We start from the raw sequence: 25,769 nt of genomic DNA on the forward strand, positions 1-25,769 counted from the left end.
TCCTATCATGTTTTCTAAGGTCTGTCAAGAAAACCATTTTCATGTTATGATAAAGTAAAAAATTTCGCAAAAACGCTTGACTCTGACCTAGGGGGAGGGGTTATACTATCAATGTAATACTCTTCGAAAATCAAATTCAAACCACGTCAGCGTCGCCTTACCGTACTCAAGTACAGCCTGCGGCTAGCTTCCTAGTTTGCTCTTTGATTTTCATTGAGTATAAGGAGGAAATCATGTACCATATAAAAGAAGCTGCCCAGCTTTCGGGTGTCTCTGTCAAGACCCTGCATCACTACGACAAGATAGGGCTCTTGGTTCCTTTAAAGTCGGAAAACGGCTATCGAACCTACAGTCAGGAGGATTTGGAACGCCTTCAGGTTATTCTTTACTACAAATATCTAGGTTTTTCTTTAGAAAAAATAGCAGAGCTGTTAAAGGAAGAAAGGACAGATTTATTGCCTCATTTGACCAGGCAGTTGGACTATTTGACTCGAGAGAGGGAACATCTGGATAACTTGATTTCCACCTTGCAAAAAACCATTCAAGAACATAAAGGAGAAAGAGAAATGAGCATTCAAGAGAAATTCGCAGGATTTAACTATCAAGACCATCAAAAATACCACCAAGAGGCGGTAGAGAAGTATGGACAAGATGTGATGGACCAAGCGCTCGAGCGCCAAAAAGGTCACGAAGACGAAGCTACGGCTGCCTTCAATCAAGTCTTTCGAGCCTTGGCACAAAATCTTCAAGCTGGTTTGCCTGCAACAGCAACTGAAAACCAAGAGCAAGTAGCCAAGCTCTTGCAAGCCATCCGTACTTATGGATTTGATTGTACTATTGAAGTATTCGGTTATATCGGTAAAGGCTACGTTTATAACCCAGAGTTTAAGGAAAACATTGACAAATTTGGACCTGGAACAGCCCAGTACACATCAGATGTGATTGCTCATTATGTCCAAACTCAGACAAAATAAAATCGGAGGAGTATTCTTCCGATTTTTACTAAATTCAAGCACTATTTGCTTAATAATTTTTCTACCACATTTAGTTTTCGCATGGTCAAATCTACATTAAAAAGCTTTTCAAGATAGTTGGTATGGAGTTTCTTTTGTTTAGCAGTTCTAGGGAGATAGAGGTAAAGACAATGGTTACCGATACAAATTTCTTCTTCACCGTAATCAATTTTCAATTTTTCTAAAGGGAGACTTTGAATAGATTCTTGATAAAAAATCACATGTATACGGTCATAAAGATAGTGTTCTCCAAACGGGTTTTCTTGGACAATTTTTTTAAAATCACTTTTGTTCTTGATAACCATTTTTAAGTCGGCCCCAATTTTTTCCTTTATCAGAGTATGAACACATTCTCGTATTTCTTCTAAATCTAAATCACTTTCAAGAATGATATTCCCACTTTGAATATAGGTTCGAACGTGTTGAAAACCAGCTTCTGTTAAAATATCTACCAAATAAGACATTTTCGGGATAGCATTTTTTCCATTAGGAGTAACTCCCCTTAACAAGATAATATGTTCCAAAGGACTTCCTTTCTTTTGGGGCTGATTTAGCCATTAAATAATTCAGATTTAGATTGGGTTTGATCCCGCCACCCAACCAGTACAGAGGGCAGAAGTGATGTTAAACCCACCCGTGTGGGCATTGATATCCAGTACCTCGCCAGCAAAGTGGAGTCCAGGTACCAGCTTACTTTCTAGAGTTTTGGGATTGATTTCCTTGAGACTGACGCCCCCTTTGGTAACAAAGGACTTAGCAAGGGACATTTTACCAGTTACAGGAATTTTAAGTCCCTTGATAGACTGGAGAAGTTGTTCTCGTTCCTTTTCAGTCAGTTGTTTGACTTTGTCAGGATAGCCTGGCACAAAAAATTCTGCCAAGCGTTCTGGAAGTAAAGTTTTTAAGGCATTTTTTAGAGATTTTTCCCGATTTTCTTCTAGAAATGTAGCCAAGTCTTTCTCAGAAAGTTGAGGTAGAACATCCAGTGAGAGAACCTCTCCGCCCTTGACAAAGCTGGACATACGCAGAGCAGCAGGGCCTGACAAACCAAAGTGGGTAAAGAGCAAATCGTGAGTGATGACATGCTTACCATAGCTTAGGGTCACATCGTCCAATGAAATTCCTTGCAAGGCCTTGTGTGGAAAATCTGTCAACAAAGGACTTTCAGTGGCTTCAAGATCGGTAATGGTATGCTTAAAATGACGGGCAATCTCGTGACCAAAACCAGTCGAACCAGTAGAGGGATAGGATTTCCCACCAGTTGTGACAATGAGTTTCTCACAAGTGAAGGTTTGGTCTGCGGACTTAAGGACAAACTGGTCGTCTATCTTTTTAACCGAAACAATCTCCGTTTGAGTAGCAACTCGACCACCGAGTTCAGTGATTTTCTTTTCCAAGGCCTCGATAATGGTCCGAGACTTGTCACTAGCAGGAAAGACGCGTCCGTGGTCTTCGACTTTAAGTTTAACCCCATTTTCCGTAAAAAAGTTAATGATATCATGGTTATCAAATTGGGAGAAGACACTGTAGAGAAAGCGCCCATTTCCAGGGATGCCAGCTAGCAGGTCGTCCAAGCTACCATTGTTGGTCACATTGCAACGTCCACCACCAGTCCCAGCTAATTTTTTTCCAAGTTTCCGATTTTTTTCGATAAGGAGGGTTTTCTGTCCATAAAAGCTACTGGAAATCGTAGCCATCATACCAGCAGGTCCTCCACCGATGACAATAGTATCAAAATGTTTCATAGCTCTATTGTACCACAAAAAAACAAGAGATGATGGTCACCTCTTGTCAAGAATGCAATTAATCAATTTCATATCCCATCAGCAAACCACCATCTTCTGCATAGAAACTGCAGAGACCAGATGTTGGGAGAATTTTAATATTCGCCTGTGGGAAATTTTCACGGATTCGGTCTGAAAGCTGTTGGCAACATTTCTCGTTATTGCGTTGAGCCATGACAATACGACCACCAGCATATCCTGCTTTCACTAACTCTTCATATGCTGCCTGAATCGATTTCTTTGGTCCTCGTGCTTTTTGTAGCAATTCAAGGGTTCCAGTTTCACTAGCTTCTCCGACCATACGGATGTTGAGAAGGCCAACGACTGTACCGATAAGCTTGCTCAAACGGCCATTTTTCACCAAGTTATCGACTTTAGCTAGGACAAAAAGTAACTTGGTTTTTTCTTGATAGGCAGTGATAGCTTCAACCACTTCTTCAAAAGATAAGCCTTGGTCAATCAAATCATTTAATTTTTCTACGAGCAAGTCAACTTCTCCACCAGCAGACAAACTATCAATTACATGAATCTTAGTGTCAGGATGGTCTTCTAGATAAATATTCTTTGCTAGTTGAGCACTATTGTGACTGCCAGAAAGAGTACCAGTGATGGTTACTAGGAAAATATTTTTGGCTCCTTCAAATGCTCGCAAATAATCATCTGGGCTTGGACAAGCTGATTTTGAAGCTTCTGCAGTTGCATACATGGTTTCCATCATTTGGTCAATGTCAAGACTGGCATCATCAACAAAGACCTGATCAGCTACTTGAATGGTTAAGGGGACACTTACAAAGGTCGTGTCAATAGCTGGTGTTGCCAGCTGACGATAATCACAACCAGAGTCAGCAATAATCTTCCAAGTCATAGAAATTCTCCATCTTTGTCAGTTATACATTGACAAAGGTTCTGTCTTTTTTTACAATTATATCATGAAAGCCCTTGAAACAAAAGCCTCATCCGTCTGTTGTGACAAGTAGAAAGAAAATGTTATGTCTGAACGTAGAATCTCTGAAAAGTCTCTTGAAAATCTCAGAAAATCAAACCAAGAATCCAATTTATTAACTAGAGAAGCCATCGAAACAGCCCTCTTGCAGCTCTTGGAAAAAAAGGACTTGACCAAGATTAGTATCTCTGAATTGGTCAAACGTGCAGGCGTTTCTCGTGCGGCCTTTTATCGCAATTATGATTCCAAAGAGGAGATTTTAGAAAGCGTCTTTAAACGAACTGTCCACAACATCATGGAACAACTGCACCATTATGATTTAAAGACAGATCTTTATCTGGTTTGGGTTCATCTTTTCCGAGAAGCAAGAAAGGAAGCCAGAGTGATTCAATTGGCCTTAGATTACCATCTGGAAAAAATCTTTGTCCAAACGATGCAGGAGTTTCTGGAAAAATACCATGGGAAATCAAAAGGTGTCAGCTCTTATCTTCATTCCTTCTGGAGCTCGGCCATCGTCTCTGTCCTTCTAAAATGGATCAAGGATGGCATGAAGGTACCTGCTGAAAAGATTGCAGATTTACGGTTACCATTTTTTAAAAAATAGAGAAAAAGGAGAAGAGATATGACTGAAGAAAGACTAGCATGGGATGAGTATTTTGCAGCCCAAGCTCTACTAATTGCCAATCGTTCCACTTGTAAACGTGCCAAAGTGGGCGCAATTCTGGTAAAGGATAATAAAGTTATTTCCACTGGTTATAATGGTTCGGTGTCAGGGACTGAGCATTGTATTGATCACGAATGTCTGGTCATTGAAGGTCACTGTGTTCGCACTCTTCACGCAGAGGTTAATGCCATTCTCCAAGGTGCAGAACGTGGGGTTCCCAAAGGCTTTACAGCCTATGTGACCCACTTTCCATGTCTAAACTGTACAAAACAATTGCTTCAGGTTGGTTGTAAGCGCGTGGTTTATATCAACCAGTACCGAATGGACGACTATGCCCAATACCTTTATCAAGAAAAGGGAACAGAATTAACCCATTTACCACTTGAGACAGTGCAGGCAGCTCTTAAAGAGGCGGATTTAATGTAAAAATTATCAAAAATAAATGGTTTAGAAAGATTTTTAAACCGTTTTTTGGTATAATAAGAAGAATAAATTGAAAGAAGGAATTCCAAAAATGGGAAAAATTGAAGTTATTAATCATCCATTGATTCAACACAAATTGTCAATCTTGCGTCGTACAGATACTTCTACAAAAGCTTTTCGTGAGCTAGTAGATGAGATTGCAATGTTGATGGGGTATGAAGTACTTCGTGATCTTCCACTAGAAGATGTGGAAATCGAAACACCAATCACAAAAACAGTTCAAAAACAATTGGCAGGTAAGAAATTGGCCATCGTTCCAATCTTGCGTGCAGGTATCGGGATGGTTGATGGACTCTTGAGCTTGGTTCCAGCTGCTAAGGTTGGCCACATCGGTATGTACCGTGATGAAGAAACGCTTCAACCAGTTGAGTACTTAGTGAAATTGCCTGAAGATATTGACCAACGTCAAATTTTTGTGGTAGACCCAATGTTGGCAACAGGTGGCTCAGCAATCTTGGCTGTTGATTCTCTTAAAAAACGTGGCGCATCAAATATCAAATTTGTCTGCCTTGTATCTGCTCCAGAAGGTGTTAAAGCCCTTCAAGAAGCTCATCCAGATGTAGAAATCTTTACAGCAGCCTTGGATGAACGTTTGAACGAACACGGATATATCGTTCCAGGTCTTGGAGATGCTGGAGACCGCTTGTTCGGTACAAAATAACATCGAAAAGAAGAATGATTTGGAAAAGTATTTCCAGTCGTGAAAGGGGGTTGAATTTTTGTTTCTGTCTGATGAAAACAGAGCAAAAATTTGACCTTTTTTGACCAAGATATTATAATAGTCTTATCTTCAGTCATTTGACCAACAAAATTAAAACTCAAAAGGAGAAATGAATGATTCCTGTAGTTATTGAACAAACAAGCCGTGGGGAACGTTCCTACGATATTTACTCACGTCTTCTCAAAGACCGCATCATTATGCTGACAGGCCCAGTTGAAGACAATATGGCTAACTCAGTTATTGCACAGTTGCTTTTCTTGGATGCCCAAGATAGTACAAAAGATATTTACCTTTATGTCAATACACCTGGTGGTTCCGTTTCAGCTGGTTTGGCAATCGTTGATACCATGAACTTTATCAAGGCAGATGTCCAAACCATTGTTATGGGAATGGCTGCATCTATGGGGACTGTCATCGCATCAAGTGGAGCAAAAGGCAAGCGTTTCATGCTTCCAAATGCAGAGTATATGATCCACCAACCGATGGGTGGTACAGGTGGTGGTACTCAACAAACTGATATGGCGATCGCTGCAGAACACTTGCTTAAAACTCGTAATACTTTGGAAAAAATCTTGGCTGAAAATTCAGGTCAGTCAATCGAAAAAGTCCATGCAGATGCAGAACGAGATAACTGGATGAGCGCCCAGGAAACACTTGAATATGGCTTTATTGATGAAATCATGGCCAACAATTCATTGAATTAATCGTGATAGAAGGCAAACTCGACTGGGTTTGCTTTTTTTGGTATAATAGGGAGAGATTTCTTAGAAAGAGGATTTATCATGTTTGAAAAAGTCAATCGATCTGGCTTGATTATCTATCTTTACTATAATCGTGATGCCAAAAAACTGCAGGATTATGGAGATATTACCTATCATTCCAAGAAACATCGTTACTTACAGCTTTATGTTCCAACTCAAGAAGTGGAGCAATTGGTCGGGCGCTTGGGCAAGGAAAAATTTATAAAAAAAGTTAGAGTTTGTCATATCCAAGAGTTGGAAACACCCTTTGTGGGCAATCTTTATCGAGAGGAAAACGTTATCATCGAAAAAGTCTAAGAAAAGTGTTGACAATTTTCTGATAATTCGGTATATTCTTAACATGCTATTTATTTAAGAATAAGGAGACAAAAAAGATGAAGAAAAAATTTGCCCTATCGTTTGTGGCTCTTGCAAGTGTAGCACTTCTTGCAGCCTGTGGAGAAGTGAAGTCTGGAGCGTCAAACGCTGCTGGTAATTCAGTAGATGAAAAGACAATCAAAATCGGATTTAACTTCGAGGAAACTGGTGCCGTAGCAGCCTACGGAACATCTGAACAAAAAGGTGCCCAATTGGCCGTTGATGAAATCAATGCAGCAGGTGGTATCGATGGAAAACAAATCGAAGTAGTCGATAAAGATAATAAGTCTGAAACTGCTGAGGCGGCTTCAGTAACAACTAACCTTGTAACCCAATCTAAAGTATCAGCAATCGTAGGACCTGCGACATCTGGTGCAACTGCAGCTGCTGTAGCTAACGCTACAAAAGCAGGTGTTCCATTGATTTCGCCAAGTGCGACTCAAGATGGATTGACTAAAGGTCAAGATTACCTCTTTATCGGAACATTCCAAGATAGCTTCCAAGGAAAAATTATCTCAAACTATGTTTCTGAAAAATTGCAAGCTAAGAAAGTTGTTCTTTACACTGACAATGCCAGCGACTATGCTAAAGGTATTGCCAAAGCCTTCCGTGAAGCTTACAAAGGTGAAATCGTTGCAGATGAAACTTTCGTAGCAGGTGACACAGACTTCCAAGCAGCCCTTACAAAAATGAAAGGGAAAGACTTTGATGCTATCATCGTTCCTGGTTACTACACTGAAGCTGGTAAAATTGTAAACCAAGCGCGTGGTATGGGAATTGACAAACCAATCGTTGGTGGTGATGGATTTAACGGTGAAGAGTTTGTACAACAAGCAACTGCTGAAAAAGCATCAAACATCTACTTTATCTCAGGTTTCTCAACTACTGTAGAAGTTTCAGCTAAAGCAAAAGCCTTCCTTGATGCTTATCGTGCTAAGTACAACGAAGAGCCTTCAACATTTGCAGCCTTGGCTTATGATTCAGTTCACCTTGTAGCAAACGCAGCAAAAGGTGCTAAAAACTCTGGTGAAATCAAGGATAACCTTGCTAAAACAAAAGATTTTGAAGGTGTAACTGGTCAAACAAGCTTTGATGCAGACCACAACACAGTCAAAACTGCTTACATGATGACCATGAACAATGGTAAGGTTGAAGCAGCAGAAGTTGTAAAACCATAATAGAAAATGTTGAAATAGGGAATGAGCCTTTGACTCACTCCCTGTTTCGATGTTTAATACTCTTCAAAAATCAAATTCAAACTGCGTCAACGTCGCCTTGCCGTACTCAAGTACAGCCTGTGGCTAGTTTCCTAGTTTGCTCTTTGATTTTTATTGAGTATAAGAACTTATAAAAAGTGAGGGAAAACCCTCGAAATTATAAATAGAAAGAGTGAATCTTATGCTCCAACAACTAGTAAATGGTTTGATTCTAGGTAGTGTTTATGCGCTGTTAGCCCTAGGATATACCATGGTTTACGGAATTATCAAGCTCATCAACTTCGCCCACGGTGATATTTATATGATGGGAGCCTTTATCGGTTATTTCTTGATTAATTCTTTCCAAATGAATTTCTTTGTAGCTCTTATTGTAGCTATGTTAGCGACAGCCATTCTTGGTGTCGTGATTGAGTTCCTTGCTTACCGACCTTTGCGTCACTCTACTCGTATTGCTGTTTTGATTACAGCTATTGGGGTTTCTTTCCTATTGGAATATGGGATGGTCTATCTGGTTGGTGCTAATACCCGTGCCTTCCCTCAAGCGATTCAAACAGTTCGCTATGATTTGGGACCAGTTAGCCTAACAAACGTGCAGTTAATGATTTTGGCCATTTCCTTGATTTTGATGATTTTGTTACAAGTCATTGTCCAAAAGACTAAGATGGGGAAAGCCATGCGTGCAGTATCCGTAGATAGCGATGCGGCGCAATTGATGGGGATCAATGTAAACCGTACTATCAGCTTTACCTTCGCTTTGGGGTCAGCTCTTGCGGGTGCGGCTGGTGTTCTGATTGCCCTCTATTATAACTCTCTTGAGCCTTTGATGGGAGTTACTCCAGGTCTTAAATCTTTCGTTGCCGCAGTACTTGGTGGTATCGGAATTATTCCTGGTGCAGCTCTTGGTGGTTTTGTGATTGGTCTATTGGAAACCTTTGCGACAGCCTTTGGAATGTCAGACTTCCGTGATGCTATTGTTTATGGAATCTTGTTGTTGATCTTGATTGTCCGCCCAGCTGGTATCCTTGGTAAAAATGTGAAAGAGAAGGTGTAAACGATGAAAGAAAATTTAAAAGTTAATATTCTATGGTTACTCCTTTTGTTAGCTGGCTATGGCTTGATTAGTGTATTGGTTTCAGTCGGAGTACTCAATCTATTCTATGTACAGATTTTACAACAAATCGGAATTAATATTATTCTGGCTGTTGGTCTCAACTTAATCGTTGGTTTTTCAGGCCAATTTTCACTTGGTCATGCTGGTTTCATGGCGATTGGTGCCTATGCCGCTGCTATTATTGGTTCTAAATCACCAACCTACGGTGCCTTCTTTGGAGCCATGCTGTTAGGTGCTTTGCTTTCAGGAGCAGTTGCCTTGCTTGTCGGAATTCCAACCTTACGCTTGAAGGGGGATTACCTTGCGGTAGCAACTCTCGGTGTTTCTGAAATTATCCGTATCTTTATCATCAATGGTGGAAGCCTTACAAATGGTGCGGCAGGTATCTTGGGAATTCCTAACTTTACAACCTGGCAAATGGTTTACTTCTTTGTCGTGATTACAACCATTGCAACCTTGAACTTTTTGCGTAGTCCGATTGGTCGTTCAACTCTCTCTGTTCGTGAGGATGAAATCGCTGCTGAGTCAGTTGGGGTTAATACGACTAAGATTAAAATCATCGCCTTCGTCTTTGGTGCTATTACTGCAAGTATTGCAGGGTCACTTCAGGCAGGATTTATCGGCTCTGTTGTACCGAAAGATTACACCTTCATCAACTCAATCAATGTTTTGATTATTGTTGTATTTGGTGGACTTGGTTCCATTACAGGTGCCATTGTTTCAGCTATTGTTCTTGGAATTTTGAATATGCTTCTCCAAGATGTTGCTAGCGTTCGTATGATTATCTACGCTTTGGCCTTGGTATTGGTAATGATTTTCAGACCAGGTGGACTCCTTGGAACATGGGAATTGAGCCTATCACGTTTCTTTAAAAAATCTAAGAAGGAGGAACAAAACTAATGGCATTACTTGAAGTAAAACAGTTAACCAAACATTTTGGCGGTCTAACAGCTGTTGGAGATGTGACTCTTGAATTGAACGAAGGGGAACTGGTTGGACTAATCGGTCCAAATGGAGCTGGTAAAACCACCCTTTTCAACCTTTTGACCGGTGTTTATGAACCAAGTGAGGGAACAGTTACCCTTGATGGTCACCTTTTGAATGGGAAGTCACCTTATAAGATTGCTTCTTTGGGACTTGGACGTACATTCCAAAATATTCGTCTCTTTAAAGATTTAACAGTTTTGGACAATGTTTTGATTGCTTTTGGCAACCATCACAAACAACATGTTTTTGCTAGTTTCTTACGCTTACCAGCTTTTTACAAGAGTGAAAAAGAATTAAAAGCTAAAGCATTGGAATTGCTGAAAATCTTTGATTTAGATGGTGATGCAGAGACTCTTGCTAAAAACCTTGCCTATGGACAACAACGTCGTTTGGAAATTGTTCGTGCTCTTGCTACGGAACCTAAAATTCTCTTCTTAGATGAACCAGCAGCAGGTATGAACCCGCAGGAAACAGCAGAATTGACTGAGTTAATTCGTCGTATCAAAGATGAATTTAAGATTACGATCATGCTGATTGAACACGATATGAATCTGGTCATGGAAGTAACAGAACGTATCTACGTACTTGAATATGGTCGTTTGATTGCTCAGGGAACTCCAGACGAAATTAAGACCAATAAACGCGTTATCGAAGCTTATCTAGGAGGTGAAGCCTAATGTCTATGTTAAAAGTTGATAATCTTTCTGTGCATTACGGTATGATCCAAGCAGTTCGTGATGTAAGCTTTGAAGTAAATGAAGGAGAAGTTGTTTCCCTTATCGGTGCCAATGGTGCAGGTAAGACAACCATTCTCCGTACCTTGTCTGGTTTGGTTAGACCGAGTTCAGGAAAGATTGAATTTTTAGGTCAAGAAATCCAAAAAATGCCGGCTCAGAAAATCGTGGCAGGTGGTCTTTCACAAGTTCCAGAAGGACGCCACGTCTTTCCTGGCTTGACTGTTATGGAAAATCTTGAAATGGGAGCTTTCTTAAAGAAAAATCGTGAAGAAAATCAAGCTAACTTGAAGAAGGTTTTCTCACGTTTCCCACGTCTTGAAGAACGGAAGAACCAGGATGCAGCCACTCTTTCAGGAGGAGAACAACAAATGCTTGCCATGGGACGCGCTCTTATGTCAACACCAAAACTTCTTCTTTTAGATGAACCATCAATGGGACTTGCCCCAATCTTTATTCAAGAAATTTTTGATATCATTCAAGATATTCAGAAGCAAGGAACAACTGTCCTCTTGATTGAACAAAATGCCAATAAGGCACTCGCAATCTCTGACCGAGGATATGTACTGGAAACAGGAAAAATTGTCCTATCCGGAACAGGAAAAGAACTCGCCTCATCAGAAGAAGTCAGAAAAGCATATCTAGGTGGCTAAAACAATCCAGTGGATTGTTTTAGTCGGCAGATGAAGATTACGAAGTAATCATCATTATAGTCTGGGGACCTTTTTAGTCGGCGGATGAAGATTGCGAAGCAATTATCAAATCCAGTGGATTGTTTTAGTCGGCATATTTAGATTGCAAAGCAATCTTCATCTACATTAAAAGGTTAATTTCTAATAATTGAAAAAATCGAATGAAACGTTTTTTACCTTCATTCACAGAGCTCGATTTCAGAGCTCTTTTTGCTAGCTTATTCATACTTTTCTGAATTTTGAAAAAGAAATGTAAGCGTTTGATAGATTTACAAAAAGATTGTATAATAGGGATAAGAATAGAAAAGGAGAAGTCTCATGGCAGTTAAAGATTTTATGACCCGCAAGGTAGTTTATATTAGTCCAGATACAACAGTATCTCATGCAGCAGATTTGATGAGAGAGCAAGGTTTGCACCGCTTGCCTGTTATCGAAAATGATCAATTAGTTGGTTTGGTAACTGAGGGAACCATTGCGCAAGCTAGCCCCTCAAAAGCAACAAGTCTTTCTATCTATGAGATGAACTATCTTCTGAATAAGACCAAAGTAAAAGATGTAATGATTCGAGATGTTGTTACTGTCTCAGGCTATGCTAGTCTAGAAGATGCAACTTATCTGATGCTGAAAAACAAGATTGGTATTCTTCCTGTTGTTGATAACCATCAAGTCTATGGTGTTATTACGGACCGTGACGTTTTCCAAGCCTTTCTTGAAATTGCTGGTTACGGTGAAGAAGGAATTCGTGTGCGCTTTGTTACGGAAAATGAAGTTGGTGTTCTTGGAAAAATTGTTTCTTTGATTGTAGAAGAAAATTTGAATATCTCTCATACAGTCAATATTCCGCGTAAGGATGGTAAGGTGATTATCGAAGTTCAAATCGATGGATCAATCGATTTACCAGCCTTGAAAGAAAAATTTGAATCAGAGAATATTCAAGTAGAAGAAATCACTCGTACTTCAGCAAAAGTCTTGTAAGAAGGGAAGCCGAAAGGCTTCTTTTTACGTGCAATAAGGGATTAGAGCAAAAGATGGAAAGAAATGATAGATTATGGTATAATAAAACGATACAACAAAGGAGTATTTATGGACATTTCAGAAATTCGTCAGAAAATTGACGCAAATCGTGAAAAATTAGCTTCTTTCAGGGGGTCTCTTTGACCTCGAAGGTTTAGAGGAAGAGATTGCCATCTTGGAAAACAAGATGACAGAACCTGATTTTTGGAACGATAATATCGCGGCCCAAAAAACGTCGCAAGAATTAAATGAATTAAAAAACACATACAACACCTTCCACAAAATGGAAGAGTTGCAGGATGAAGTCGAAATTTTATTAGACTTTTTAGCTGAAGATGAGTCGGTTCATGAAGAATTGGTAACGCAGTTATCCGAACTTGATAAGATGATGACCAGTTACGAGATGACCTTGCTCTTGTCAGAACCTTATGACCATAATAATGCCATCTTGGAAATCCATCCAGGATCCGGTGGTACAGAGGCTCAAGACTGGGGTGATATGTTGCTTCGTATGTACACTCGCTATGGAAATGCTAAAGGCTTTAAAGTAGAAGTCTTGGATTACCAAGCAGGAGATGAAGCTGGTATCAAGTCAGTAACCTTATCATTTGAAGGACCTAATGCCTATGGTCTTCTCAAGTCAGAAATGGGGGTACACCGTTTGGTGCGAATTTCACCATTTGACTCTGCTAAACGTCGCCATACCTCTTTCACATCTGTAGAAGTGATGCCTGAGCTGGATGATACTATTGAAGTGGAAATCCGTGAAGATGATATCAAGATGGATACCTTCCGTTCAGGTGGTGCTGGTGGACAAAACGTCAATAAAGTTTCAACAGGGGTGCGTTTGACACACATTCCTACGGGAACTGTTGTTCAGTCAACGGTCGATCGTACCCAATATGGAAATAGAGATCGAGCTATGAAGATGTTACAGGCCAAGCTCTATCAAATGGAGCAAGAAAAGAAAGCTGCGGAAGTCGATTCCCTCAAGGGTGAGAAAAAGGAAATCACATGGGGAAGTCAAATCCGTTCTTATGTTTTCACGCCTTATACTATGGTAAAAGATCATCGAACTAGCTTTGAAGTTGCGCAGGTAGATAAGGTTATGGATGGAGACCTAGATGGTTTTATCGATGCTTATCTCAAGTGGCGAATCAGCTAAGATAGAAAGGAACTCACATGTCAATCATTGAAATGAGAGATGTTGTCAAAAAGTATGATAACGGAACGACAGCTTTGCGAGGTGTCTCAGTCACTGTTGAACCCGGGGAATTTGCCTATATCGTAGGTCCGTCAGGAGCTGGGAAGTCAACATTTATTAGAGCTTTGTACCGCGAAGTAAAAATCGAAAAAGGAAGCTTATCTGTTGCTGGTTTTAATCTGGTTAAAATTAAGAAGAAAGATGTCCCACTTCTACGTCGTAGTGTCGGGGTAGTCTTTCAGGATTACAAACTCTTGCCAAAGAAAACTGTTTATGAAAATATTGCCTATGCAATGGAAGTAATCGGTGAGAGCCGTCGTAACATCAAAAAACGTGTTATGGAAGTTTTAGACTTGGTTGGATTGAAGCATAAGGTTCGTTCTTTTCCAAATGAACTTTCGGGGGGAGAACAACAGCGTATAGCGATTGCGCGTGCCATTGTAAACAATCCAAAAGTATTGATTGCGGACGAGCCAACAGGAAATTTGGATCCGGATAATTCATGGGAAATTATGAATTTATTGGAACGCATCAATCTCCAAGGTACAACTGTCTTGATGGCTACCCACAATAGTCAGATTGTAAATACCTTGCGCCACCGTGTCATTGCCATTGAAAATGGCCGTGTCGTTCGTGACGAAGCTAAAGGAGAATATGGATACGATGATTAGTAGATTTTTTCGTCATTTATTTGAATCATTAAAAAGTTTGAAACGAAATGGCTGGATGACAGTAGCAGCTGTCAGTTCGGTTATGATTACTTTGACTTTAGTTGCAATATTTGCATCTGTTATCTTTAATACGGCTAAACTCGCTACAGATATTGAAAACAATGTCCGAGTAATGGTATATATTCGTAAGGACGTAGCTGACAATAGTGAGACCATTGAAAAAGAAGGTCAAACCGTTACCAATAATGACTACCATAAGGTATACGATGCTTTGAAAGGTATGTCAACTGTTAAAAGTGTTACCTTTTCAAGTAAAGAAGAACAATATGAAAAGTTGACCGAAACAATGGGGGACAACTGGAAAATCTTTGAAGGGGATGCCAATCCACTCTATGATGCATATATTGTTGATACCAACACGCCAAGCGATGTAAAGACAGTAGCAGAAGAGGCTAAGAAAATTGAAGGTGTATCAGAAGTTCAAGATGGTGGTGCTAATACAGAACGCTTGTTTAAGTTAGCCTCATTTATTCGTGTCTGGGGACTAGTTATCGCGGGATTATTGATTTTCATTGCGGTGTTCTTGATTTCTAATACTATTCGTATCACCATTATTTCACGAAGCCGTGAAATTCAAATCATGCGTTTAGTAGGTGCTAAGAACGGCTATATCCGTGGACCTTTCTTGCTTGAAGGTGCCTTCATTGGTTTGCTTGGAGCAACTCTTCCGTCAGTTCTGGTATTTATTGTCTATAAAATGGTTTACCAATCGGTTAATAAGTCATTGGTTGGTCAGAACCTTTCAATGATATCACCAGAGGTATTCAGTCCACTTATGATTGCTCTATTATTTGTGATTGGAATTTTTATCGGTTCAATCGGATCAGGAATTTCAATGCGCCGATTCCTGAAAATCTAAAATAAAATAGAATTATATTTGAGGAGATTTTAATATCTCCTTTTTTACTACAAAAATTTTAGAAAAAAGTCTCCTTTTTTTTGTAAAAGCCTTTACAAAAAAAATTAAAGTGGTATAATTAAATCATAAAAGGTGCAAACGTTTTCGTAAAACGTTTGCCTAAATAAAAATAAAGGAGATTTGAATGATGAAAGATACATTCAAAAATGTCTTGTCTTTCGAGTTTTGGCAAAAATTCGGTAAGGCTTTGATGGTGGTTATCGCGGTTATGCCGGCTGCTGGTTTGATGATTTCAATCGGTAAGTCTATCGTGATGATTAACCCAACCTTTGCACCACTTGTAATCACTGGTGGAATTCTTGAGCAAATTGGTTGGGGGGTTATCGGTAACCTTCACATTTTGTTTGCCCTAGCCATTGGAGGTAGCTGGGCTAAAGAACGTGCTGGTGGTGCTTTCGCCGCTGGTCTTGCCTTCATCTTGATTAACCGTATCACTGGTACAATCTTTGGTGTATCAGGAGATATGTTAAAAAATCCAGATGCTATGGTAACTACTCTATTCGGTGGTTCAATCAAAGTTGCTGATTACTTTATCAGTGTTCTTGAAGCTCCAGCCTTGAACATGGGTGTATTCGTAGGGATTATCTCAGGTTTTGTAGGGGCAACTGCTTACAACAAATACTACAATTTCCGTAAACTTCCTGATGCACTTTCATTCTTTAACGGAAAACGTTTTGTACCGTTTGTAGTTATTCTTCGTTCAGTAATTGCTGCAATCGTACTTGCTGCATTCTGGCCAGTAGTTCAAACAGGTATCAATAGCTTTGGTATCTGGATTGCTAACTCACAAGAAACTGCTCCAATCCTTGCACCATTCTTGTATGGTACATTGGAACGTTTGCTCTTGCCATTTGGTCTTCACCACATGTTGACAATCCCAATGAACTATACAGCTCTTGGTGGTACTTATGAGATTTTGACAGGTGCAGCTAAAGGTACTCAAGTATTTGGTCAAGATCCACTTTGGCTTGCATGGGTAACAGACCTTGTAAACCTTAAAGGTACTGATGCTACTCAATACCAACACTTGTTAGATACTGTTCACCCAGCACGTTTCAAAGTTGGACAAATGATCGGTTCATTCGGTATCTTGATGGGTGTGATTGTGGCTATCTATCGTAATGTTGATGCTGATAAGAAACACAAATACAAAGGTATGATGATTGCGACAGCTCTTGCAACATTCTTGACAGGGGTTACTGAACCAATCGAATACATGTTCATGTTCATCGCAACACCTATGTATCTTGTTTACTCACTTGTTCAAGGTGCGGCCTTCGCTATGGCTGACGTCGTGAACCTACGTATGCACTCATTTGGTTCAATCGAGTTCTTGACTCGTACACCTATTGCGATTAGCGCTGGTATAGGTATGGATATCGTTAACTTCGTTTGGGTAACTGTTCTCTTTGCTGTAATCATGTACTTTATCGCAAACTTCATGATTCAAAAATTCAACTACGCAACTCCAGGGCGTAACGGAAACTACGAAACTGCTGAAGGTTCAGAAGAAGCTAGCAGCGAAGTGAAAGTTGCAGCTGGTTCTCAAGCTGTAAACATTATCAACCTTCTTGGTGGACGTGCAAACATCGTTGATGTAGACGCATGTATGACTCGTCTTCGTGTAACTGTAAAAGACGCTGACAAAGTCGGTGATGCAGAACAATGGAAAGCAGAAGGAGCTATGGGTCTTGTCATGAAAGGACAAGGAGTTCAAGCTATCTACGGTCCAAAAGCAGACGTATTGAAATCTGATATCCAAGATATCCTTGATTCAGGTGAAGTTATTCCTGAAACTCTTCCAAGTCAAATGACAGAAGCACAACAAAACACAGTTCACTATAAAGGTATTACTGAGGAAGTATACTCAGTAGCTGATGGTCAAGTTGTTGCCTTGGAACAAGTAAAAGATCCAGTGTTTGCTCAAAAAATGATGGGTGACGGATTTGCTGTTGAACCTGCAAACGGAAACATTGTATCTCCAGTTTCAGGTACTGTATCAAGCATCTTCCCTACAAAACATGCTCTTGGTCTTGTGACTGAAGCAGGTCTTGAAGTACTTGTTCACATTGGTTTGGACACAGTAAGTCTTGAAGGAAAACCATTTACAGTTCATGTTGCTGAAGGACAAAAAGTTGTAGCAGGTGACTTACTTGTTACTGCTGACTTGGACGCTATCCGTGTAGCAGGTCGTGAAACTTCAACAGTAGTTGTCTTCACAAATGGTGACGTTATTAAATCAGTTAAATTAGAAAAAACAGGTTCTCTTGCAGCTAAAACAGCAGTTGCTAAAGTAGAATTGTAATATACTTGAGGTTGGAAGCTGTATTCCAACCTCTTATTTTGGGAGAAAAGAATGAAATTTTTAACACTCAATACTCACAGTTGGATGGAGAAAGAAGCAGAGGAAAAATTCCAGATTTTGCTTCAGGATATTCTTGAAAAGGACTATGATTTGATTTGTTTCCAAGAAATCAATCAGGAGCTCACTTCGCCAGAGGTGGAGGTTAATGACCTTTATCAAGCTTTGCCAGCAGCTGAGCCTATTCACCAAGATCACTATGTTAGACTTTTGGTTGAAAAGTTGTCTGAGCAAGGGAAAAATTACTACTGGACTTGGGCCTATAACCATATCGGTTATGATCGCTACCACGAAGGTGTGGCTATCTTGTCTAAAACACCTATTGAAGCCAGAGAAATTTTGGTTTCAGATGTGGATGATCCAACAGACTATCATACTCGTCGTGTTGCCCTGGCTGAAACTGTAGTTGATGGTAAGGAGCTTGCAGTTGCCAGTGTCCACCTTTCTTGGTGGGATAAAGGTTTCCAAGAAGAATGGGCACGATTTGAAGTTGTCTTGAAAGAATTAAACAAGCCGCTTTTGCTTGCTGGAGATTTTAACAACCCAGCTGGACAGGAAGGCTACCAAGCTATTTTAGCTAGTCCATTAGGCTTACAAGACGCCTTTGAAGTTGCTAAAGAGAAAAGTGGTAGCTATACGGTTCCACCAGAAATTGATGGCTGGAAGGGGAACACAGAACCCCTTCGAATCGATTATGTTTTTACTACCAAAGAGTTAACGGTGGAAAATTTACATGTCGTACTTGATGGTCACGAGAGTCCACAAGTGAGTGATCACTATGGCTTGAATGCTATTTTAAACTGGAAATAATAACTGAAAATGGGTTGGAATCATGAAGTTCCAGCCTTTTTCTGACTAGATAAGCTACTGACAGTAAGCTCTATAAGTGAGACTACTGAAATGGAATAAAATGTGGTATAATTGATAAGATAGATAGAATCGAGGATATTATGTCATTTACGAAATTTCAATTTAAAAATTATATAGTGGAAGCCTTGGAGGAGTTAAAATTTACAACTCCAACAGAGGTACAAGATAAGTTGATTCCCATTGTTTTGGCAGGTCGTGACCTAGTCGGTGAATCAAAAACAGGTTCAGGTAAGACTCACACTTTCTTGTTACCGATTTTCCAGCAATTAGATGAAGCCAGCGATAGTGTTCAAGCAGTCATTACTGCACCGAGCCGTGAATTAGCTACTCAAATTTACCAAGCAGCTCGTCAGATTGCAGCCCACTCAGAAGTGGAAGTTCGTGTGGTTAATTATGTGGGTGGTACGGATAAGGCTCGCCAGATTGAGAAATTGGCAAGCAATCAGCCTCATATTGTTATCGGAACACCAGGCCGTATCTACGACTTGGTTAAATCCGGTGACCTGGCTATTCACAAGGCTAGGACCTTTGTGGTCGATGAGGCAGACATGACCTTGGATATGGGATTCTTGGAAACTGTTGATAAGATTGCTGGCAGCCTTCCAAAAGACTTGCAATTCATGGTCTTCTCAGCGACTATTCCACAAAAATTACAACCATTCTTGAAAAAATACTTGTCAAATCCTGTTATGGAGAAAATAAAGACCAAAACGGTCATTTCTGACACTATTGATAATTGGTTGATTTCTACCAAGGGACGTGACAAGAATGCTCAAATTTATCAATTGACTCAGTTGATGCAACCGTATTTGGCAATGATTTTTGTTAACACTAAGACACGTGCTGATGAATTGCATTCATATTTAACTGCTCAAGGATTGAAGGTAGCGAAGATTCATGGAGATATTGCCCCTCGTGAACGTAAGCGAATCATGAATCAGGTAAAAAATCTTGATTTTGAGTATATTGTCGCAACAGACTTGGCGGCGCGTGGGATTGATATTGAAGGTGTTAGTCATATTATCAATGACGCCATTCCGCAAGATTTATCCTTCTTTGTGCACCGTGTTGGTCGTACCGGACGCAATGGCCTACCAGGTACAGCTATTACCCTTTACCAGCCAAGTGATGACTCGGATATCCGTGAGTTGGAGAAATTGGGAATCAAGTTTACTCCTAAGATGGTCAAAGACGGGGAATTTCAAGATACTTATGACCGTGATCGTCGTGCCAACCGTGAGAAAAAACAAGATAAACTTGATATCGAAATGATTGGTTTGGTTAAAAAGAAAAAGAAAAAAGTCAAACCGGGTTATAAGAAGAAAATTAAATGGGCGGTTGATGAAAAACGCCGCAAAACCAAACGCGCTGAAAATCGTGCTCGTGGCCGTGCAGAGCGTAAAGCAAAACGTCAAACATTTTAATAGTAATTGTTGGAGTACTGACCTCCAACTTTTTTTATTTATGAGAACGAACTATCTATACAGAAACACTACATTAAAGACTGCAAATTGAGCCTAAAAATGGTATAATGGAAGAGTTATATAGTCCCGATAAGATGGTAGGTATTCAGCACTAAGAAATTTCCTATCAGTACTTTGTAACTCTATAACACTATTTTTAAGGGGGGACATTTTTATGTCAGAACGTAAATTATTCACGTCTGAATCTGTATCTGAGGGGCATCCAGATAAGATTGCAGACCAAATTTCAGATGCGATTTTGGATGCTATTTTAGCCAAAGATCCAGAAGCGCACGTTGCTGCTGAGACAGCTGTATACACTGGTTCCGTCCATGTTTTTGGTGAAATATCTACAAATGCCTATGTGGATATTAACCGTGTGGTTCGTGATACCATTGCAGAGATTGGCTACACCAATACAGAATATGGTTTTTCTGCTGAGACAGTGGGAGTCCATCCATCTTTGGTGGAACAATCTCCTGACATTGCCCAAGGTGTTAACGAAGCCTTGGAGGTTCGTGGGAATGCAGACCAAGATCCGCTTGACTTGATTGGCGCTGGTGACCAAGGGCTCATGTTTGGATTTGCAGTGGATGAAACAGAAGAGCTCATACCATTGCCAATCTCACTCAGTCATAAGTTGGTTCGTCGTCTGGCAGAACTTCGTAAGTCTGGGGAAATTAGCTATCTTCGTCCAGATGCTAAATCACAAGTTACAGTTGAGTATGATGAAAATGACCGTCCAGTACGTGTGGACACAGTTGTAATTTCAACTCAGCACGATCCAGAAGTCAGCAACGAGCAAATTCACAATGATGTCATTAACAAGGTTATCAAAGAGGTTATTCCAGCCTCTTACTTGGATGAGCAAACAAAATTCTTCATCAATCCTACTGGTCGTTTTGTAATCGGTGGGCCTCAAGGGGACTCAGGTTTGACTGGTCGTAAAATCATCGTAGATACTTATGGTGGCTACTCTCGTCATGGTGGTGGTGCCTTCTCTGGTAAAGATGCGACTAAGGTGGACCGTTCTGCGTCATATGCGGCTCGATATATTGCCAAGAATATTGTTGCAGCAGGTTTGGCTAAGAAGGCAGAAGTTCAATTGGCCTATGCTATCGGTGTTGCCCAGCCTGTTTCTGTCCGTATTGATACCTTTGGTACAGGAACAGTAGCTGAAAGCAAGCTTGAAAAAGCAGCTCGTCAAATCTTTGACCTTCGCCCTGCAGGAATTATCCAAATGCTGGACCTCAAGCGTCCAATTTACCGTCAAACAGCGGCTTATGGACACATGGGACGTACAGATATTGACCTTCCATGGGAACGTTTGGACAAGGTAGATGCTTTGAAAGAAGCAGTAAAATAAGATTTTAAGAGGGAGTTCCCCTCTTTTTAATATACTATTTCCTCTAAAATAATTGAAATTATAGCTTGAATTTGATATGATATCTCTATGGATAAAAGTAGAGCAAAACGTGTTGAGCACGATAAAAAGAGAATCGGTTTAATAGCCCTGGTAGCTATCTTTTCGGTAAGTATTTGCGTCCTTGGTTCAATGATTGGATACAAAGTATATACAAAGCAAAGTTTTGAACAAAGAATTGAATCTCTCAAAAAAGAGAAAGATGATCAATTGAGTGAGGGAAATCAGAAAGATCATTTTCGTAAGGGACAAGCAGAAGTAATTGCCTATTATCCTCTCCAAGGGGAGCAAGTCATTTCATCTGTAAAAGAAATCATGACACAGGATATTAAGGAAAATCTGGAAGACAAGGAAAATCTGGTTTTTTATTATACGGAGAAACAGGATTCGACTTTAAAAGGGATTGTCAACCGAAGTGTGATGAAACAAGTCTATGATTTAACTTCGTCAAAAGTTGAAGAGACTGAAAAAACTAGTCTGGCAAAAGTACATTTGACAGAAGATGGTAAACCTTTCACACTTGATCAATTATTTTCAGATGCTAGTAAGGCCAAAGAGAAACTGATAAAAGAGCTGACTTCTTTTTTACAGGATAAGAAACTGGAGCAAGAAAAGATTGATCAAGTTGTTAAAGGCTTCTCTGACCAAGACTTGTCTGTATGGAATTTTGATTACAAGGATAGTCAGATTATCCTTTATCCAAGTCAGTCAGTTGAAAATCTAGACGAGATTGCCTTGCCAGTATCTAGTTTCTTTGAAGTTATTCAGTCCTCTTATTTATTAGATAAGGATGCAGAGCTATATAAGGCTTATTATGAAAAGAAAAATCGTAAAGTAGTAGCCTTGACTTTTGATGATGGACCAAATCCTGCAACGACAAATCAAGCATTAGATACTCTTTCTAAGTATGGTATCAAGGCAACTTTCTTTGTGCTAGGTAAGAATGTTTCTGGAAATGAAGAGATTTTGAAACGTATGAAATCGGATGGCCATGTTATTGGAAACCATAGTTGGAGTCATCCAGTGCTTTCAAAACTTTCCCTTGATGAAGCTAAAAAACAAATTACTGATACTGAGGATGCGCTAACTAAAGTGTTGGGTTCTAGTTCCAAACTCATGCGTCCGCCTTATGGAGCCATTACAGACGACATTCGCAATAGCTTAGATTTGAGCTTTATTATGTGGGATGTAGATAGTCTGGACTGGAAGAATAAAAATGAAGCATCTATTTTGACAGAAATTCAGCGTGAAGTCAAGAATGGTTCAATTATTCTCATGCATGATATCCATACTGAAACAGTGAATGCTTTACCAAAGGTCATTGACTATTTGAAAGGTCAGGGTTATGACTTTGTGACAATTCCAGATTTGTTAGATTCCCGTCTCAAAGCTCATCAGCTCTATTACGATCGCAATCAATAATACACAAAATCTAAAGAGAAAGTTTTCCTTGAAAATTTGCCTCTTTGGATTTTCTTCTAGTTTAGAAAGGAAAAAAATGAAATCTTATACTTTAAATAATGGAATTACAATTCCAGTTCTAGGATTTGGAACCTGGAAAGCTGAAAATGGAGAGATTGCTTACCAAGCAGTTTTAGAGGCTTTAAAGGCAGGATATCGCCATATCGATACGGCAACTATCTATAAAAATGAAGAAAGCGTTGGTCGTGCTATTCAAGATAGTGGCATTCCTAGGGAGGAAATTTTTGTAACAAGTAAACTTTGGAATACAAATCACAACTATGAGCAAGCTCGTCAGGCTTTTGAAGAGTCTTTAGAGAAGCTGGGATTGGAATATTTGGATCTGTATTTGATTCATTGGCCGAACCCAAAACCTCTCAGAGAGAATGACCAATGGAAAACTCGAAATGCGGAAGTTTGGAGAGCTATGGAAGATCTCTATAATGAAGGTAAAATCCGTGCTATCGGAGTTAGTAATTTCCTTCCCAAGCATTTGGATGCCTTGCTTGAAACAGCAAAAATTCTTCCAGCGGTCAATCAAGTTCGTTTGGCTCCAGGTGTGTATCAAGAGGAAGTCGTAGCTTACTGTCGAGAAAAAGGAATTTTATTGGAAGCTTGGGGGCCTTTTGGTCAGGGAGAATTATTTGATAGTAAGAAAGTCCAAGAAATCGCAGCAAATCACGAAAAATCGGTTGCCCAGATAGCCTTGGCTTGGAGCTTAGCAGAAGGATTTTTACCACTTCCAAAATCTGTCACTGCGTCTCGTATTCAGTCTAATCTTGATTGTTTCGGAATTGAACTGAGTCATGAGGAGCGAGAAACCTTAAAAACGATAGCTGTTCAGTCGGGTGCTCCACGAGTTGATGATATGGATTTCTAGAAAATCATAAAAAGAATTGTACATTCTTCTGATTTTTGATATAATAGTCTGCAGGAAAGAAAGTCTTATGGCGTTCTTCAAGCGAGCTTGGGATAGTGGGAGCCAAGTAGGGCAAAATAAAGAACTGGCGCTTTCTGTAGTATTTTCAAAAACAATGAAGTAATAAATTAGGGTGGAACCGCGTTTCTGACGCCCCTAGTCGCGAGGCTTGGGTGTTGAAATTCGGTTCTTTTTGAATTTCGTCTAATACCTAAGTGGAAAGGAGTATCATGCTTAAAGGATCTTGTTTATGTAAAGCAGTCACCTACACTTTAGATGAAGAATTGTCGGAAATAGTTTTTTGCCATTGCTCATTCTGTCGGAAAGTAACTGCGTCAGCCTATACAGTTAATGCTAAAGTTAGCAGCAAAAATCTGGTATTGTATGGAAAAGAGAAGTTGGTTACCTATAGTTCTTCTCCAGGAAAACAGCGTTATTACTGCCAGAACTGTCACAGTCAAATTTTTACTACTCAAGAAAATATACCAGAAGTTTGTGCTTTGAAATTAGGAACAATAGATGAATGCGATCAGAATTTACAAACTGTTCCCAAACGTCATATTTTTCAGGACCCAGCTTTTTCTTGGTTGCTTGATAAATAAATTTAAAAAGATAATATAAATAAAAGGAGTAAATAATGTCTAAAAAATTGACTTTCCACTGCGTCAGTGGCAGAAACCTCCTTATAGTCGGACTGCCCCACGCTCAGTACTAGAGTGCCTGAGCTAGACGCAGTACTAACTCGTCTTGCCTCGTATGATCGACGAGGCAGACTCGTGTCGCAAGTAATTTATATAAAAAGGAGTAAACAATGTCTAAAAAATTAACATTTCAAGAAATTATTTTGACTTTGCAACAATTTTGGAATGACCAAGGTTGTATGCTTATGCAGGCCTATGACAACGAAAAAGGTGCGGGAACCATGAGTCCTTACACTTTCCTTCGTGCTATTGGTCCTGAGCCATGGAATGCGGCTTATGTAGAGCCATCACGCCGTCCTGCTGACGGTCGCTACGGGGAAAACCCTAACCGTCTTTACCAACACCACCAATTCCAAGTAGTTATGAAACCTTCTCCATCAAATATTCAAGAGCTTTACCTTGAGTCTTTGGAAAAATTGGGTATCAATCCTTTGGAACACGATATTCGTTTCGTTGAGGATAACTGGGAAAATCCATCAACTGGTTCAGCTGGTCTTGGTTGGGAAGTTTGGCTTGACGGGATGGAAATCACTCAGTTTACTTATTTCCAACAAGTCGGTGGATTGGCGACTGGCCCTGTGACTGCTGAAGTTACTTATGGTTTGGAACGCTTGGCTTCTTATATCCAAGAGGTTGACTCTGTCTATGATATCGAATGGGCTGATGGTGTAAAATACGGAGAAATCTTTATCCAGCCTGAGTACGAGCATTCAAAATATTCATTTGAAATTTCGGACCAAGAGATGTTGCTTGAAAACTTTGATAAGTTTGAAAAAGAGGCTGGCCGTGCATTACAAGAAGGCTTGGTACACCCTGCCTATGACTATGTTCTCAAATGTTCACACACCTTTAACCTGCTTGACGCGCGTGGTGCCGTATCTGTAACAGAGCGTGCAGGCTATATCGCCCGTATCCGTAATTTGGCCCGTGTCGTAGCCAAAACCTTTGTTGCAGAACGCAAACGCCTAGGCTACCCACTTTTAGATGAAGTAACACGAGCTAAATTCTTAGCAGAAGACGCAGAATAAAGAAAGTGACAAATTACGAAAATGGGCGAACAGTGTGAGCCCTGAACCAGTTGCCGCAGTGATGAATGTATCCTTAGTGAAGCTAAGGATACTAGGCAAAATTGGAGACTTTTGGCTCCAATTTTAGCAATGAAACAACGAAGTTGGTTGCTTGCGTGCCAATCACATAAGGCAAACTGGAAAATAAAAAGATAATTTTCGGAGAAA

General features: G+C 39.9%; 26 protein-coding genes. 23 read left to right on the plus strand and 3 right to left on the minus strand.

The features are described 5' to 3' along the window. Window positions 1-233 precede the first annotated feature (233 nt). Window positions 234-974 carry a MerR family transcriptional regulator gene (locus QM843_RS06830; protein WP_414304640.1) on the plus strand — a complete coding sequence of 247 codons (741 nt, stop codon included), beginning with the start codon at window positions 234-236 and terminating at the stop codon, window positions 972-974. A gap of 41 nt (window positions 975-1,015) precedes the next feature. Here QM843_RS06830 and QM843_RS06835 read toward each other — a convergent pair whose 3' ends face one another. From QM843_RS06835 to QM843_RS06845, 3 genes are read right to left on the minus strand one after another with little or no spacing between them, the layout of a single operon-like run. Beyond that, on the minus strand, window positions 1,016-1,537 hold the full coding sequence (locus QM843_RS06835) for a DUF1697 domain-containing protein (protein ID WP_000400044.1): 522 nt from the start codon (window positions 1,535-1,537) through the stop codon (window positions 1,016-1,018). Between the two features lie 48 nt (window positions 1,538-1,585). Next, entirely contained in the window at window positions 1,586-2,758 is a 1,173-nt protein-coding gene (gene aao / locus QM843_RS06840) for an aminoacetone oxidase (RefSeq protein ID WP_414304641.1), read from the minus strand. Window positions 2,759-2,816: 58 nt separating this feature from the next. Then, window positions 2,817-3,662, minus strand: a complete 846-nt coding sequence (locus QM843_RS06845; protein WP_414304642.1) for a DegV family protein — start codon at window positions 3,660-3,662, stop codon at window positions 2,817-2,819. Between the two features lie 124 nt (window positions 3,663-3,786). On the opposite strand from QM843_RS06845, the gene QM843_RS06850 reads away from it, so the two are divergent. The 22 genes from QM843_RS06850 (at window position 3,787) to glyQ (ending at window position 25,562) form a co-directional block, all read left to right on the plus strand. After that, window positions 3,787-4,344 carry a TetR/AcrR family transcriptional regulator gene (locus QM843_RS06850; RefSeq protein WP_414304643.1) on the plus strand — a complete coding sequence of 186 codons (558 nt, stop codon included), beginning with the start codon at window positions 3,787-3,789 and terminating at the stop codon, window positions 4,342-4,344. Between the two features lie 18 nt (window positions 4,345-4,362). Continuing rightward, window positions 4,363-4,830, plus strand: a complete 468-nt coding sequence (locus QM843_RS06855) for a deoxycytidylate deaminase (protein ID WP_084863095.1) — start codon at window positions 4,363-4,365, stop codon at window positions 4,828-4,830. A gap of 88 nt (window positions 4,831-4,918) precedes the next feature. Next, window positions 4,919-5,548 (plus strand): uracil phosphoribosyltransferase, encoded by a 630-nt coding sequence (upp, locus tag QM843_RS06860; protein WP_000515974.1) that lies wholly within the window; start codon window positions 4,919-4,921, stop codon window positions 5,546-5,548. A 173-nt stretch (window positions 5,549-5,721) separates the two neighbouring features. Continuing rightward, entirely contained in the window at window positions 5,722-6,312 is a 591-nt protein-coding gene (gene clpP, locus QM843_RS06865; RefSeq protein ID WP_000613475.1) for an ATP-dependent Clp protease proteolytic subunit ClpP, read from the plus strand. A gap of 78 nt (window positions 6,313-6,390) precedes the next feature. Next, window positions 6,391-6,666 carry a YlbG family protein gene (locus QM843_RS06870; RefSeq protein ID WP_000462122.1) on the plus strand — a complete coding sequence of 92 codons (276 nt, stop codon included), beginning with the start codon at window positions 6,391-6,393 and terminating at the stop codon, window positions 6,664-6,666. Window positions 6,667-6,743: 77 nt separating this feature from the next. Beyond that, entirely contained in the window at window positions 6,744-7,904 is a 1,161-nt protein-coding gene (locus QM843_RS06875; RefSeq protein WP_000726116.1) for an ABC transporter substrate-binding protein, read from the plus strand. Between the two features lie 220 nt (window positions 7,905-8,124). Next, complete coding sequence (locus QM843_RS06880) at window positions 8,125-8,994, plus strand: branched-chain amino acid ABC transporter permease (protein WP_000941427.1); 870 nt, start codon at window positions 8,125-8,127, stop codon at window positions 8,992-8,994. Between the two features lie 3 nt (window positions 8,995-8,997). Then, entirely contained in the window at window positions 8,998-9,954 is a 957-nt protein-coding gene (locus QM843_RS06885) for a branched-chain amino acid ABC transporter permease (RefSeq protein WP_004256818.1), read from the plus strand. Then, on the plus strand, window positions 9,954-10,718 hold the full coding sequence (locus tag QM843_RS06890; protein ID WP_001185997.1) for an ABC transporter ATP-binding protein: 765 nt from the start codon (window positions 9,954-9,956) through the stop codon (window positions 10,716-10,718). The genes QM843_RS06885 and QM843_RS06890 overlap by 1 nt, the downstream gene beginning before the upstream one ends. Further along, window positions 10,718-11,428 carry an ABC transporter ATP-binding protein gene (locus QM843_RS06895; protein ID WP_000062200.1) on the plus strand — a complete coding sequence of 237 codons (711 nt, stop codon included), beginning with the start codon at window positions 10,718-10,720 and terminating at the stop codon, window positions 11,426-11,428. Before QM843_RS06890 ends, QM843_RS06895 begins: the two co-directional genes overlap by 1 nt. A 357-nt stretch (window positions 11,429-11,785) precedes the next feature. Then, window positions 11,786-12,442, plus strand: coding sequence for a CBS domain-containing protein (locus QM843_RS06900; protein WP_004256822.1), 657 nt, complete (start codon window positions 11,786-11,788; stop codon window positions 12,440-12,442). A 108-nt stretch (window positions 12,443-12,550) separates the two neighbouring features. Continuing rightward, window positions 12,551-13,646 (plus strand): peptide chain release factor 2 gene (gene prfB, locus QM843_RS06905; RefSeq protein WP_142359004.1). Its coding sequence is split into 2 segments (ribosomal slippage): window positions 12,551-12,622 and window positions 12,624-13,646, totalling 1,095 coding nucleotides; the frame shifts between segments, so codons are not numbered across the junction. Window positions 13,647-13,663: 17 nt separating this feature from the next. Next, window positions 13,664-14,356, plus strand: a complete 693-nt coding sequence (gene ftsE, locus QM843_RS06910) for a cell division ATP-binding protein FtsE (protein WP_120718873.1) — start codon at window positions 13,664-13,666, stop codon at window positions 14,354-14,356. After that, on the plus strand, window positions 14,349-15,275 hold the full coding sequence (gene ftsX / locus QM843_RS06915; RefSeq protein WP_000625545.1) for a permease-like cell division protein FtsX: 927 nt from the start codon (window positions 14,349-14,351) through the stop codon (window positions 15,273-15,275). The genes ftsE and ftsX overlap by 8 nt, the downstream gene beginning before the upstream one ends. Before the next feature lie 184 nt (window positions 15,276-15,459). After that, window positions 15,460-17,640 carry a PTS transporter subunit IIBC gene (locus tag QM843_RS06920; RefSeq protein WP_261117292.1) on the plus strand — a complete coding sequence of 727 codons (2,181 nt, stop codon included), beginning with the start codon at window positions 15,460-15,462 and terminating at the stop codon, window positions 17,638-17,640. Between the two features lie 51 nt (window positions 17,641-17,691). Continuing rightward, a complete protein-coding gene (locus tag QM843_RS06925; protein ID WP_261057038.1) occupies window positions 17,692-18,507 on the plus strand; it encodes an endonuclease/exonuclease/phosphatase family protein in 816 nt (271 codons plus the stop codon). A 140-nt stretch (window positions 18,508-18,647) separates the two neighbouring features. Next, window positions 18,648-19,991 carry a DEAD/DEAH box helicase gene (locus QM843_RS06930; protein WP_414304644.1) on the plus strand — a complete coding sequence of 448 codons (1,344 nt, stop codon included), beginning with the start codon at window positions 18,648-18,650 and terminating at the stop codon, window positions 19,989-19,991. 214 nt (window positions 19,992-20,205) lie between these two features. Then, window positions 20,206-21,396, plus strand: a complete 1,191-nt coding sequence (gene metK / locus QM843_RS06935) for a methionine adenosyltransferase (protein WP_414304645.1) — start codon at window positions 20,206-20,208, stop codon at window positions 21,394-21,396. An 87-nt stretch (window positions 21,397-21,483) separates the two neighbouring features. Further along, the gene (pgdA, locus tag QM843_RS06940) at window positions 21,484-22,875 is read left to right on the plus strand and encodes a peptidoglycan-N-acetylglucosamine deacetylase PgdA (RefSeq protein WP_414304646.1); all 1,392 of its coding nucleotides are present in this window, start codon (window positions 21,484-21,486) and stop codon (window positions 22,873-22,875) included. A 76-nt stretch (window positions 22,876-22,951) separates the two neighbouring features. Further along, window positions 22,952-23,794, plus strand: coding sequence for an aldo/keto reductase (locus QM843_RS06945; protein WP_261102111.1), 843 nt, complete (start codon window positions 22,952-22,954; stop codon window positions 23,792-23,794). Between the two features lie 269 nt (window positions 23,795-24,063). Beyond that, a complete protein-coding gene (locus QM843_RS06950) occupies window positions 24,064-24,435 on the plus strand; it encodes a GFA family protein (protein WP_029172794.1) in 372 nt (123 codons plus the stop codon). Between the two features lie 209 nt (window positions 24,436-24,644). Continuing rightward, window positions 24,645-25,562 carry a glycine--tRNA ligase subunit alpha gene (gene glyQ / locus QM843_RS06955; RefSeq protein WP_414304647.1) on the plus strand — a complete coding sequence of 306 codons (918 nt, stop codon included), beginning with the start codon at window positions 24,645-24,647 and terminating at the stop codon, window positions 25,560-25,562. Window positions 25,563-25,769: the final 207 nt, after the last annotated feature.

This window comes from Streptococcus mitis (assembly GCF_047463435.1).
Classification (GTDB): domain Bacteria; phylum Bacillota; class Bacilli; order Lactobacillales; family Streptococcaceae; genus Streptococcus; species Streptococcus mitis_DS.